The sequence below is a fragment of the Caballeronia pedi genome (genome assembly GCF_001544915.2).
Classification (GTDB): domain Bacteria; phylum Pseudomonadota; class Gammaproteobacteria; order Burkholderiales; family Burkholderiaceae; genus Caballeronia; species Caballeronia pedi.
In genome coordinates this window covers 45,555-58,264 of record NZ_FCOE02000020.1, presented here as the reverse complement: position 1 = coordinate 58,264, position 12,710 = coordinate 45,555, and the positions used below count along the sequence as shown (strand labels likewise).

Below are 12,710 nucleotides of genomic sequence, written 5' to 3'. Positions count from 1 at the left end.
GCGCGTTGCTCCTTCGTCACGTCAACGGATCGTGGGGCGCGCTTCAGCGCTCGACCGAACGGTTCCAGCGCTCGGTCCACTCGGTGCGATGCTGGTTGATGGTGGCCCAGTCCATCGCGGTGAGCTTCGAGATCTGCTCGGGGCCGTAGGGCACGCGCGCGGCGATTTCCGGCGTCAGCTTCACAGTCTTGTTGACCGGCCCGAGACCGATGTTCTGCGCCTGCAGCGTCTGCACTTCGGGCGTCAGCAGGTACTGCACGAACTGTTGCGACAAAGCGGGCTGCGCGTTCTCCGCTACGACGCACGCCGCCACCTGCAACGCAACCGCGCCTTCCTTCGGGTAGACGAACTTGAGCGGAAAGCCGGTGTTCTGCAAGGCCACCGCGCGGCCGCTGCCGTACGGCGCGAGGATCACGTCGCCGGATTGCATCTGGCCGTCCATCTCGCCGGGCGTCGGCGCCCACGAGAGCACGTTGGGCGCGACCTGCTTCGTCATTTCGGTGAAGCCCGGATCGATGTTCTTCTCGCCACCGCCGGACAGACGCGCGAGCATCACGAGCGTATGCAGGCCGTAGGTGTTGGTGATCGGCGGCACGCCGAGCTTGCCCTTGATGCGCTTGTCGGTGAGCGCCTTCCACGAATCGGGTGGCGGCAGGCCGGCCTTCTTGAACGCCTGCTCGTTGTAGCCGATTCCAGTCGCCACCATGCCGACGCCGATCGACGTGGGCCCGAGCTTCGCGAGCGGATAGACGTCTTTCATGATCGGCGCGTCGTCGAGCTTCGCGCACAGGTTCATCTGCATCGCCTGGTACATGGGGCCGTCGTCCATCACAGCGACGTTGATCTGCTGATGGCCCTTTTGCGCCTGGAGCTTGGCGAGCGTATCGCTCGAATTGCCCGCGACGTAGACGACCTTGACGTCGTGCGCCTTCTCGAACGGCGGAATGATTTTCTGCCGATAGAGCTGCTCGTTCGAGCCGCCGACATTGGCGACGTAAAGCGTGGTTTCGGCGTGGGCAGCGAGCGCTCCGGTGATCGAAAGGACCGCGAACGCGGCGCGGGACAGGACGGACAGACGGCGAGGCAGCGCGCTTCTCATGACGACGATCTCCAGTTCCGTTACGTGGGGAGCGGGCTTGTCTGCCCGTCGATGGAATGCAGTGTCGCGCCGGGTGGTCATATCGTCCAATACGAATAAAATACCTATCTATGCAGCGATGATATGGATCGGGATCGGCCAGAATAGGGAAAATACGGGGGAAAACACGCAATGAATCTGAAACACATCGAGGCGTTTCGCGAGGTGATGGTGTCCGGATCGATGACCGCGGCGGCCAAGGCGCTCTTCACCTCGCAGCCCAATGTCAGCCGGCTGATTTCGCAACTGGAGCGCGAAACGGGCCTGCAGCTTTTTCAGCGCAGCGGCGTGCGGCTGATTCCCACGAGCGAAGGCACCGCGTTCTTCCGCGAAGTCGAACGTGCGTTCGTCGGCTTGCAGGGACTGGCGAACGCGGCGGCGCAGATCCGCAATCTCGGCAGCGGCCGTTTGCGCATCGCGGCAATGCCTTCGGCGGGCATCACGCTCGTGCCGCACGCGATCAAGCGCTTCGTCGAGCTGTATCCGGAAGTCACGGTGTCGCTGCATGTGAACACGTCGGGCACGGTGAATCACTGGACCGCATCGCAGTTCTGCGATCTGGGCGTTGCCGTGTATGTGAGCGAGGCGTCGAACTGCGATGTCGAGCAGCTATCGAGCGTGTCCGCCGTATGCGTGATGCCGGCGAAGCATCGGCTGGCGGCAAAGCGCGTCATCCGGCCGGAGGATCTGGAAGGCGAGTCGTTCATCTCGCTGTGTCACGGCGACGGCACCCGCGCGTTGATGGACGAAGTGTTCCAGCGCGCGGGCGTGAAGCGCGTGCTCGCAATCGAGGCGCAATACACCGCGATGTGCTGCGAGATGGTGCGGCACGGCATGGGCGTGACGCTCGCACATCCGATCGTCGCGCGCGATTTCCGAGGACCGGATATCGCGATCCGTCCGTTCCTGCCGGCGGTGCGCTTCCCGACCTATCTGCTGTTTCCGCCGCATCGGCCGCGCGAGCGGCTTGCGTCGGCGTTCGTCGAGGTGTTGCGCGCGCTGCACGAGGAATTGCTGGCGGAGGTCGTGCCGCCCGCGCGAGGCCGGGCGCGCGCGTTGGCGCGGGCGTGATATCGTCGGCGCACTGTCCACTGTCTCGAAGGAGAACGCGATGGCCGAGCTCGTCAATTGTCTGTGGTTCGATGGCGACGCGCGTGAAGCGGCGGAGTTCTACGCCGCCACGTTTCCGGATAGCCATGTCGGCACGGGACATGTATCCGCGAAGCCGGGCGTGGGGCAGGGGCCTGAACTGACCGTCGAATTCACCGTGCTGGGCCAGAGTTTTCTCGGGCTCAATGGAGGCCCGAATTTCAAGCCGAATGAAGCGGTGAGCTTCATGGTCCACACCGACAGCGCGCAGGAGACGGATCGCTACTGGAACGCGATCATCGGCAATGGCGGCGAAGAAGGGCCGTGCGGCTGGTGCAAGGACCGCTGGGGCTTTTCCTGGCAGATCACGCCGAAGCGCATGCTCCAGATCTTCAACGGCGCCGATCGCGAAGCCGCGCGCCGCGCGATGGACGCGATGATGCAGATGAAGAAAATCGACATCGCCGCGATCGAGCGCGCGGCGGCGGGCGGGTGAACGCTCAGCGGTCGAACTCCTTCGTCTGCTCGGCCTCCTCGTACATCTTGCCGAAGCCGGTCGGCACGATCACCACGGTGCGGTCGGCCGGATCGTGGTGATCGGCCAGCGCGAAAGCTTCGGAAATGATCGTCTGCACGTCCTGACGCAGCATCGTCACGTCGAAGGACAGATGCGCCGCGAACGGGTCCCAGTCGAAGCAGCCGACCACCGCCGATTTCCACGCCTCCGGCGACAGGCTCGACGTGAACTGCACGAGCCCTTCGAACGCGGTGATCGAGTTCATCAGCAAGCCCGAAGGCAGCCGTCCGAGCCTCGCATGACGCGCCGCGAGCGCGCGCTGCGCGGACGCCGCGTTGTAACCGCACGATTCGACGGCATCGGGCGCGGGCGCGATGCGCCGTGCCTCGAACGCGTCGCGAAAGCCCGCGATGCGCATCTCGGTCGCGTATTCGCCCGCTATGCCGCCGAGCAGGATCAGTTCGTCCGGCGATTCGCCGCGCGCGATCAGCTTGTCGATCAGCACGTCGGTGATCGCGCGCGCGCCGCCGCGATTGTCCGACACGACCGACGGCGCGCCGTCGCCGGGCAGATCGACGTTGATCGACGGCACGCCCGCCGCCGCGCATAGCGCATTGAGCGGCGCCGGATTGCGCACCCCGGCGATGAACAGCAACTCGACCCGTTGCGACAGCAGCGTCTCGGTGACACTCACTTCGACCGCCGGATCGCGCTGCGTGCCGACCACGATCGGACACAAGCCGCGGCTACGCGCCTGATCCTCGAAAGTCTGCGCGAGGCCCGCAAAAAAGCGGTTGCGGTAATGCGGCAGGACCATGCCGGCGAGCCCCGATCTCGACAGCCGTAAGCCGCGCGCCTTCATGTTGACGTTGTAGCCGAGCTTGCGCGCGCTCTCCAGAATCCGGTCGGCCGTGGCTTCCTTGATGCGATAACGCGCCCAGGTGCCGTTCAGCACCATGCTCACTGTGGCAGTCGATGATCCCGTCGCCTTCGCGATGTCATAGATCGTCGACTTCCGTCCGGGCTTATTGCTGGCCACCTTGTCTCCTCACTGCATTGTTTTCCCGGACGGTAGCCGTTCCGGAATCAGGAACCGAACTAGGGTTTGTCCGAGTCGACCCTGTTGCTGAATAGATTCAGCATACCCCAACCCGGCGTGCTGAATGGATTTAGCAGCGAATCGATAAAGCCGGCGCATCTGGAATTCCGATCACTCAACTGGGCGCCTGCTCGATGTGCGGACGTCCTTCGGAGGAGACATGTCCAAGCATCTGATTCGCTCGTTGTGCGCAGGCGTGGCCGCATTCGCGCTGGCAGTCGGCATGGCCTCGGCGTCGCCCGACAAGCCGGTCATCGGGGTCGTCGTGAAGATCGGCGGCATTCCCTGGTTCAACGCGATGGACGCCGGCATCAAGAAACGCGGCGAGCAGCTCGGCGTGAAGGCGTTCATGATCGGCCCGACGAGCGCCGATCCCGCGCTGCAGGTGCGCGCGATCGAAGACCTCATCGCGCAGAAGGTCGATGTGATCGGCGTCGTGCCGAACGATGCCGAAGTGCTCGAACCCGTCTTGCAGCGCGCCCGCGCGGCCGGCATCAAGGTCATCACGCACGAGTCGCCGAAGCAGAAGAACGCGGACTGGGACTTCGAACTCGCGTCGGTGAAGGGCTTCGGCGAGGCGTACGCAAAGCGGCTCGGCGAAGCGCTCGGCGGCAAGGGCGAATACGCGGTGTTCGTCGGCTCGCTGACGGTGCCGCTGCACAACGCATGGGCCGATGCGGCCATCGCGTACATCAAGGCCAACTATCCGGGCATGACGCTGGTCGGCGACCGTTACGGCGTCGCGGAAGACGTCGATGCATCGCGCAAGACCGCGCTCGACCTGATGCGCGCGCATCCGAACCTGAAGGCGATACTCGCGTTCGGCAGCCAGGGGCCGATCGGCGCCGCGCGCGCGGTGCAGGAAAAGCAGATGAAGGGCAAGGTGCTCGTGCTCGGTCCGTTCTCGCCGGGGCAAGGCCGCCGCCTCGTTCACGACGGCGTGCTGACCGGCGGCTATATGTGGAATCCCGCGCAGGCCGGCGAAGTGTTCGTGACGCTCGGCACGATGGTCGCGAAGGGCCAGCCGATCAAGGACGGCACCAATATTCCGGGTCTCGGCGTCGTGCATCCCGATGGTCATAACCTGATCGTCGATCAACTGGTCGACCTCAACGAGAAGACCGTCGACGAACTCGCGAAATCGGGCCTCTGAGCGCTCCATGATGCAAGCCGCCGCCGTTGCCCCTGAGCGCACGCCCTTGCTTCAGCTCGACAACATCTCCAAGGTGTTCGGCGGCGTGAAGGCGCTCAAGAGCGTGCAGTTCGATGTCATGCCCGGCGAAGTGCTCTGCCTCGCCGGCGAGAACGGCTGCGGCAAGAGCACGATCATCAAGATCATCAACGGCGTGTATCAGCCCGAGCCGGGCGCGGTGATGCTGATGGACGGCGTGTCGATCGAAGGCCTCGATCCGGCGAAGGCGCGCGAGCTCGGCATTCAGGTGATCTGGCAGGACCTCGCGCTCTTTCCCGAGATGACCGTGGCGGAGAACATCGCGTTCGAGCAGAACCTCGGCGGCCGTCCGCGCTTCGTCAACTACGGGAAGATGAAAGAGGCGGCGCGCAGGATTCTCGCGCGGCTCGGCGTCGGCATCGATCTGAACCGGCCGGTGCGTTCGCTGTCGATCGCGCAGAGGCAGATCGTCGCGATCGCGCGGGCGCTCGTGCGCGATGCGCGCCTCGTGTTCATGGACGAGCCGACGGCGTCGCTGAGCCATGCGGAAACCGAAGCCTTGCTCGCGATCGTGCGTCGCCTGTCGGCGGATGGTATCGCGGTGGTGTTCGTCAGTCATCGGCTCGCGGAAGTGCTCGAAGTCTGCACGCGCGTGACCGTGCTGCGCGATGGTCAGTACGTCGGCACGTTTCCGACCGAAGGGATGACGCAAACCCGTCTCACGGAACTGATGACGGGCCGCACCTTCGATTACGCGGTGCGCAAGACGGATCTCTCATCGGCGCCGGTGGTGCTGGACGTGCAGGGCTTGTCGCGCGGGCGCGAGTACGCGGACATTTCGCTCACGATCAGGAAGGGCGAGATTCTCGGCATGACGGGACGCCTCGGCGCGGGACGCACGGAGCTTGCGTTGTCGCTGTTCGGCATGACGCGCCCGCGCGCGGGCTCGATTCGCATCGAAGGCAAGGCAATCGCGCTGCGCTCGAATCGCGATGCGATCCGCAAGGGCATCGCGTATGTGTCCGAGGACCGGCTTTCGCTCGGACTGGTGCAGCCGCAGTCGATCGGCGACAACACGATCGCCGCCGTGCTCGATCATCTGCTCGACGCCACGCATCTCATTTCCTCGCGCAAGCGCCACGATCTGATCACGGACTGGATCGCGCAACTCGCCGTGAAGATCGGCAAAGCGGACGATGCCGTATCGACATTATCGGGCGGCAATCAGCAGCGCATCGTGCTCGCCAAATGGCTGGCGACCAATCCTCGGCTGCTGATTCTGGATTCGCCGACCGTCGGCGTCGATGTGGGCGCGCGCGCCGGCATCTTCGCGATCATTCACAAGCTGGCGGCGCTCGGCATGGCGATTCTGCTGATCTCCGACGAAATCCCCGAGGTCTATTTCAACTCGGACCGCATCCTGCATATGCGCGATGGCCGCATCGTCGGCGAATACGTGCCGGGCGCGACGACCATGGAACATATCGAGCGAGACGTTCATGCCTGATCTGCGCAAATTCGGGATCGGTTCGATCGAGGCGTTGCTGATCCTCGTCATCGTCGTGATGATGATCGGGCTGAGCCTCACGACATCGACCTTTCTGACGCTGTCGAATCTGTTCGATCTGCTCAATCAAAGCTCCGTCAACATCATCTTCGCGGTGGGCTTGCTGGTCGTGCTGATCGCGGGCGGCATCGATATTTCGTTCGCGGTCGGCGCGTCGGTCGTGCAGTATCTGACCGCGCTGACCGTCATGCGCCTGGGCGGCGGCAACTGGGCGCTCGGCTTCGTCGTCGCGGCGTGCTTCGGTTTTCTGCTCGGCGCGGTCAATGCGACCATCATCTATCGCTTCAAAATCGTGTCGATTGTCGTGACGATCGCCACGTTCAACGTATTCTTCGGAGGCCTGATGTTTCTCACGGGCGGCGTGTCGATCTACGACTTGCCGGACTGGTGGGTCGAGCGCGTATCGATCGTGCATTTCGATACCGCGAGCGGCGCCGCGAATCTCGCGCTGCCCGTCGCGGTGATGGTCGTGATGGTCGCGGCGACGTGGTTCCTGCTGCGCCGCACGACCACCGGCCGTCAGCTCTACGCGATGGGCGACAACCCCGAGGCGGCGCGGCGCGTGGGCGTGAATATCGGCGCGATGCATTACATCGCGTTCGGCTGGCTCGGCATGATGGCGGGCATCGCCGGACTGATGCAGGCGCACTACGTACAGGAAGTGGTGCCCAACGCCATGTACGGCCGCGAACTCGATGTGCTCGCCGCCGTCGTGCTCGGCGGCGCGCGTCTCGGCGGCGGGCGCGGCACGATTCTCGGCGCGATCCTCGGCATCCTGCTCACCGCGATCACCGCGAACGGACTGAACCTGCTCGGCATCTCGCCGTATGCGTTCAAGATGATCATCGGCGCGATCATTCTGGTCGCGATCACATTGTCGAGCGGCGGCTTCGCGAAGCTCGTCGGATCGCGATTCGCGTCGGCTGGCGCCAGGGCATCGTCATGAAAGCGCGATCTTCCGCATCGCTCGTTCCCGCCGATGTCGCCGGCCTGCTCGGCTTTCTCGTCGTCGTGATCGTCGCGATGAGTCTCGCGTCCGATCGCTTTTTCACGGCGAGCACGTTCGTATCGGTCGCGTTCCAGTTGCCCGAACTCGGCTTCTTCACGCTCGCCATGCTGATGCCGCTGATCTCAGGCGGCTTCAACCTCGCGGTCACGTTCACGGCCAATATCTCGGGTCTCGCGATGGCTTACGTGCTGCACACGCACGGCGGCGCGGACGCGGGCGCGCTCGCCGTCGTGCTCGGCATCGCGGCGGCGCTGGCGACCGGCGCGGCATCGGGCTGGGTGATGGGCGCGGTCATCGCGCGGACCGGCGCGAGCCCGATTCTCGTCTCGCTCTCGATGATGATCTTCCTGCGCGGCCTCGGCGAATTCCTCACGCGCGGCGGCGATATCTCCGGCTTTCCGCCGTTCGTGCGCGAGATGGGCAACGGCGTGTTTCTCGGCGTGCCGATTCCGTTGTGGATTTTCATCGGCTGCGCGGTGCTGTGGCATGTCGTGATGACGCGCTCGCGGCTCGGCTTCGCCACCCGCATGATCGGCAGCAATCTTGAGGCGACGCGCTATTCCGGCATTGCGACCACGCGCGCGGTCACGCGCATCTACATGCTGTCCGGGCTGATGTGCGGCGTCGCAGGCGTCGTGATGGCCGCGCAGTTCAACTCGGTGCGCGTGGGGCATGGCGAGGCGTTTCTGCTGATTTCCGTGCTGGCCTGCTTTCTCGGACGCGTCGATCCGTTCGGCGGTTTCGGGCGCGTCGTGCCGGTGGTCATCGCGCTGGTGATTCTTCAGGTGATCGCATCGGGGTTGAATCTGCTCGGCGCGAATCAGCATCTGGCCACCGCGTTGTGGGGCGTGTTCCTGCTGGCGGTGATGCTCATTCGCTGGGCGTGGGCCTACGGCATTTCCAAAACACAGGTCCGCAGGCGCGCGACCGCATCGGAGGGAGTCGCACGATGAACAAGCTTGGCGTACATGCACTGGTATGGGCGGGCGATCTGACGCCGGAATCGACGCGCAAGGTGATCAGCCAGACCAAGGCCGCCGGATTCGATCTGGTCGAGCTTTCGTTGCATGGCCCGAAGGTCATGGACCTGGCGTTCACGCGCGATCTTCTGCAGGAACACGGACTGGATATCGGCTGCTCGCGCGGCCTGACGTTCGACGCGGATGTTTCCAGTGAAGATGCGGCGACCGTCGCGCGCGGCGTCGCGTTGCTGGAGGAGGGCATCACGATTACGTCGGAACTGGGCGGCGGTTATTTTGGCGGCATTCTGTATGGCGCGATGGCGAAGTACTCCGCGCCCGTCACGAAGCAGGGCCGCCGCAATGCGGTGGATTCGCTCAAGCGTATCGCCGAATTCGCGCAGAAGAAGAACGTGACGCTCGGGCTCGAAGTGGTGAATCGCTATGAGAGCAATCTGCTGAACACGGCGTCGCAGGCGCTCGCGCTGATCGACGAAGTGGATGCGCCGAATGTCGTCGTGCATCTCGATACGTATCACATGAATATCGAGGAATCGGATTTCATGCAGCCGGTGCTGGAGTGCGGCAAGCGGCTCGGGTATGTGCATATCGGCGAAAGCAATCGCGGTTATCTCGGGTCGGGCACGATCGATTTTGCGCAGTTTTTCCATGCGCTCGCGATGGTCGGGTATCAGGGCGTGGTGACCTTCGAAAGCTTTTCGTCGACGGTGGTGAACGAACAGTTGTCGAACGCGCTCGCGATCTGGCGCAACCTGTGGGACGACGGGATGGATCTCGCGACGCATGCGCGTGAGTTCATCGCGGGGGGAATCAATGCGGCGGCGAAGGCGCGGGCGCATCATTGAGGCTTGAGGTCGGGCTCTTCCAGCGAAAGCCCGACCCGCCAATCAACCTCTATAGCGACCGCTCGATAGCCTTACCGAGCAAATCAAGCCCGAGATCGATCTCCTCCTCGCTGACAGTAAGCGGCGGCGCGATGCGAAACACGCCCCCCATCCCGGGCAACTGCACGATATTCATGCTGAGGCCCAGATTCATGCACTCGCGCGTGATCTTCGCGCCAAGCCCATCGGCGGGTTCCTTCGTGCGGCGATCCCGAACGATCTCCACGCCGAGCAGCAGACCACGTCCACGCACATCGCCGATGCAGTCGAAGCGCTCCATCAGATCGAGCAGGCCGCGTCTGAGCCGCGCGCTCATCACGTTCGCGCGCGCGACGAGCCCGTCGCGTTCGACCACGTCGAGCACGCGCAGGCCGACGGCCGCCGGCAGCGGATCCGACACGTGCGTCGTGTAGAACAGATAGCCGAGTTCGTGCGCCCGTTCCTCGATCTCCGCCGAGGTCACGACCGCCGCGAGCGGCAAGCCCGCGCCGAGCGTTTTCGATAGCGTGAGGATGTCGGGCGTGACGCCGTCGCGCTGGCACGCGAACATCGTGCCCGTGCGGCCGATGCCGGTCTGCGCTTCGTCGAGGATCAGCAGCATGCCGCGCTCCTCGCACTTGCGCTTCAACGCCGCCATGTAGCCTTCCGGCAACTCGATGATCCCGCCCGAGCTCAGAATCGGCTCCGCGATGAACGCCGCGAGATTGCCGCTCGACTGCCGGTCGATGAGATCGAACGCGTAATCCAGTTCCGCGAGCCAGTCGTACTGGCCGTTGCGCTCGAAGCGCGCGCGATACGCAAACGGCGCGGGAATCGCGAACGAGCCGACCGCCGCCGGACCGACACCCTTGCGCCCCGCGCTATACGTGGCCGACGCGGCATGGCCCGTCATGCCGTGCCACGACTGCGCGAAACCGACGACTTCGTATTTCCCCGTGACGAGCTTCGCCATGCGGATCGCGGCCTCGTTCGACTCCGCGCCGGTGCTGAGCAAAAGCGCGCGATCGAGCCCGGCGGGCGTGATATCGGCGAGACGCGTCGCGAGATCGACGACGGGACGCGACAGCATTCCGCTGAAGAGATGGTCGAGCTTGCCTGCATACTCGCTGATCACCGAGACGATGTCGGGATGGCTGTGGCCGAGCACCGCGCTCATCTGTCCCGACGTGAAATCGAGAATCGCGCGGCCATCGGCGTCGTAGACGAAGCTGCCCTGCGCGCGCTCGATGATCATCGGCTCGAAGGTGCCGCCGTAGCGAATCAGATGCTGCCTGGCGTTGTGCCAAAAAGTTGCGTCGTTGTTCAGGGACACCGTGCTTCTCCTGGCGGATGGTGAGAGGAATTTGCAGTGTAGTCGGCGCTGTGGTTTTATAGAATCGAATAGTTCTAATGCGAGATAGAAGAGGATCTAATATCTTGAGCCTTTCGCTGGAGATCGAATTGCTGCGCTCGTTCGCGGTCATCGCCGAAGTGCGGGCGCTGAGCCGCGCCGCGGAACGCATTGGCCGGACGCAATCTGCGCTCAGCCAGCAGATGAAGCGGCTGGAGGATATCGTCGATCAGCCGCTCTTTCAGCGCACCGGCCGTGGCGTCGTGCTGACGAATCCCGGCGAGCGCCTGCTGGTTCACGCGCAACGCATCCTGCGCCTGCATGACGAAGCCATGGCGGATCTCTGCGGCAAGGGTCTTTCGGGCAGCATCCGCTTCGGCTGTCCGGACGATTACGCCGCCGTTTTTCTGCCGACGTTGCTGCGGCAGTTTTCCAGCCAGCACCCGCATGCGCTGGTGGAAGTCGTGTGCGGCCCGACGCCCCGGCTCGCCGAGCAGTTGAAGAAACGCGCGCTGGATCTCGCGATGCTCTCGCTGCCCGACGACAGCCCCGGCGGCGAGGTCATCCGGCGCGAGCAACTCGTGTGGATCGGCTGCCCGGGGATGGAATCCGCGCACTACGATCCGTTGCCGCTCGCGCTCTCCGACCCGGACACGCTCGATCACATCGCCGCGTGCGAGGCGTTGCGCCGCGTGGGCAAGGCGTATCGCATCGCGTATGCGAGCAGCAGTCTCGCGGGCCTCATCGCGCTGGTGCGCTCGGGTCAGGCTTTCGCGGTCATCACGCAGACTGCGGTGCCGGCGGATCTTTGCGTGCTGAACGCGGATACCGGATTGCCCGCGTTGCCTTGCGTGGGCATATCGCTGAAGTTCGCGCGGGAGCGGCCGTCGCTGTTGACGGCGGCGTTCGCGGAACATATCAGGCTCACGCTGCCGTTGCTGTGAGGGGGGAGCGCGTCCGGATAAACTAGCCGCACACTGTTTTCGCCCTGAACCCCACATGCCGTCTCGCGACCACGCCGAGCAGGACCCCGCACTGCTGCGCCGCCTTCTGCGCGCGAAAGACCGCATGGATGCGTCGTCGCACGAGGACTGGCCGGTCAGGCGCCTCGCCGAAGTCAGCGGCGTCTCGGAAGCCCATTTCGCGCGCTCGTTCAAGCGCGCGTTCGGCCTTCCGCCGCATCGCTATCTGCTGACGCGGCGCATCGAGCAGGCCGTCACGCTGTTGCGCGATACCGATCTTCCCATCACCGACATCGCATTCGTCACCGGCTGGGAAAGCCTCGGCACTTTCGGCCGCATCTTTCGCGACATCACCGGCCGCAGCCCGAGCGCGATGCGCGCCGCATCCCGCAGCGACAACCACGCGATCGATCGCGTGCCCGCCTGCGTGCTGAAGGCCGCGCAGCGCCCCGATCTCAACATCGCAGTTTTGGAGAAGCGGCGGCGCGTCGCGAAAGGTACAGTGCGCCCATCTTCAACGAAGGAGGTCACATGAACCAGGGCATCAGCGTGGCAGGCATCTATGTCGACGATCAGGACGAAGCGCTCGCGTTTTACGTCGACAAGCTCGGCTTCAACGTTCACACCGATGTGCGCAACGGCACCTACCGATGGCTCACCGTGCAGCATCCGGATCAGCCGTCGTTCCAGCTCGGCCTGTTCGCGCCCGGCCCGCCCGTGCACGACGAAGCGACCGCGCAAACCCTGCGCGCGATGGTCGCCAAGGGCGCGATGCCGCCGCTCGTGCTCAATGTCGCCGATTGCCGCGCGAGCTACGAACGGCTGAAAAAGCTCGGCGTGGAATTCACGCAGGAGCCGGTCGATCGCTACGGCAGTGTCGATGCCGGATTCCGCGATCCCGCCGGCAACGGCTGGAAAATGATCCAGGCGGCGCGCAACGAGAGCTAAGACGCCGTCCCATCGG

The 12,710-nt window shown here is 64.5% G+C and carries 13 protein-coding genes; 10 read left to right on the top strand and 3 right to left on the bottom strand.

Going from position 1 to position 12,710, the window contains the following annotated elements; all coding sequences use genetic code 11:
* Positions 1–43: 43 nt before the first annotated feature.
* Positions 44–1,099: an ABC transporter substrate-binding protein gene (locus AWB80_RS25865; protein ID WP_061177513.1), complete on the bottom strand. Its 1,056-nt coding sequence runs from the start codon at positions 1,097–1,099 to the stop codon at positions 44–46.
* Positions 1,100–1,270: 171 nt separating this feature from the next.
* Here AWB80_RS25865 and AWB80_RS25860 point away from each other — a divergent pair, with 171 nt between their 5' ends.
* Together AWB80_RS25860 and AWB80_RS25855 are read left to right on the top strand one after the other, a co-directional pair.
* A complete protein-coding gene (locus AWB80_RS25860; RefSeq protein ID WP_061177512.1) occupies positions 1,271–2,209 on the top strand; it encodes a LysR substrate-binding domain-containing protein in 939 nt (312 codons plus the stop codon).
* A gap of 40 nt (positions 2,210–2,249) precedes the next feature.
* Positions 2,250–2,723, top strand: coding sequence for a VOC family protein (locus tag AWB80_RS25855; protein WP_061177511.1), 474 nt, complete (start codon positions 2,250–2,252; stop codon positions 2,721–2,723).
* 4 nt (positions 2,724–2,727) lie between these two features.
* Here AWB80_RS25855 and AWB80_RS25850 read toward each other — a convergent pair whose 3' ends face one another.
* Positions 2,728–3,783: a substrate-binding domain-containing protein gene (locus AWB80_RS25850; RefSeq protein WP_061177510.1), complete on the bottom strand. Its 1,056-nt coding sequence runs from the start codon at positions 3,781–3,783 to the stop codon at positions 2,728–2,730.
* A 220-nt stretch (positions 3,784–4,003) separates the two neighbouring features.
* On the opposite strand from AWB80_RS25850, the gene AWB80_RS25845 reads away from it, so the two are divergent.
* The 5 genes from AWB80_RS25845 to AWB80_RS25825 are packed head-to-tail and all read left to right on the top strand — an operon-like array spanning position 4,004 to position 9,415.
* Positions 4,004–4,996 carry a substrate-binding domain-containing protein gene (locus tag AWB80_RS25845; protein ID WP_061177509.1) on the top strand — a complete coding sequence of 331 codons (993 nt, stop codon included), beginning with the start codon at positions 4,004–4,006 and terminating at the stop codon, positions 4,994–4,996.
* Between the two features lie 7 nt (positions 4,997–5,003).
* Positions 5,004–6,521: a sugar ABC transporter ATP-binding protein gene (locus tag AWB80_RS25840; RefSeq protein WP_061177508.1), complete on the top strand. Its 1,518-nt coding sequence runs from the start codon at positions 5,004–5,006 to the stop codon at positions 6,519–6,521.
* Positions 6,514–7,527: an ABC transporter permease gene (locus tag AWB80_RS25835; protein WP_087131604.1), complete on the top strand. Its 1,014-nt coding sequence runs from the start codon at positions 6,514–6,516 to the stop codon at positions 7,525–7,527. The genes AWB80_RS25840 and AWB80_RS25835 overlap by 8 nt, the downstream gene beginning before the upstream one ends.
* Complete coding sequence (locus tag AWB80_RS25830) at positions 7,524–8,543, top strand: ABC transporter permease (protein WP_061177507.1); 1,020 nt, start codon at positions 7,524–7,526, stop codon at positions 8,541–8,543. Before AWB80_RS25835 ends, AWB80_RS25830 begins: the two co-directional genes overlap by 4 nt.
* Positions 8,540–9,415, top strand: a complete 876-nt coding sequence (locus AWB80_RS25825) for a sugar phosphate isomerase/epimerase family protein (RefSeq protein ID WP_061177506.1) — start codon at positions 8,540–8,542, stop codon at positions 9,413–9,415. The genes AWB80_RS25830 and AWB80_RS25825 overlap by 4 nt, the downstream gene beginning before the upstream one ends.
* A 49-nt stretch (positions 9,416–9,464) precedes the next feature.
* Here AWB80_RS25825 and AWB80_RS25820 read toward each other — a convergent pair whose 3' ends face one another.
* A complete protein-coding gene (locus tag AWB80_RS25820) occupies positions 9,465–10,766 on the bottom strand; it encodes an aspartate aminotransferase family protein (RefSeq protein WP_061177505.1) in 1,302 nt (433 codons plus the stop codon).
* 77 nt (positions 10,767–10,843) lie between these two features.
* Here AWB80_RS25820 and AWB80_RS25815 point away from each other — a divergent pair, with 77 nt between their 5' ends.
* Genes AWB80_RS25815 through AWB80_RS25805 form a run of 3 tightly spaced genes read left to right on the top strand, consistent with a single transcriptional unit; the run spans position 10,844 to position 12,694 of the window.
* On the top strand, positions 10,844–11,728 hold the full coding sequence (locus AWB80_RS25815) for a LysR family transcriptional regulator (protein ID WP_061177504.1): 885 nt from the start codon (positions 10,844–10,846) through the stop codon (positions 11,726–11,728).
* Positions 11,729–11,783: 55 nt separating this feature from the next.
* The gene (locus AWB80_RS25810; protein ID WP_061177503.1) at positions 11,784–12,281 is read left to right on the top strand and encodes a helix-turn-helix domain-containing protein; all 498 of its coding nucleotides are present in this window, start codon (positions 11,784–11,786) and stop codon (positions 12,279–12,281) included.
* Positions 12,278–12,694 carry a VOC family protein gene (locus tag AWB80_RS25805; protein ID WP_061177502.1) on the top strand — a complete coding sequence of 139 codons (417 nt, stop codon included), beginning with the start codon at positions 12,278–12,280 and terminating at the stop codon, positions 12,692–12,694. Before AWB80_RS25810 ends, AWB80_RS25805 begins: the two co-directional genes overlap by 4 nt.
* Positions 12,695–12,710 lie beyond the last annotated feature (16 nt).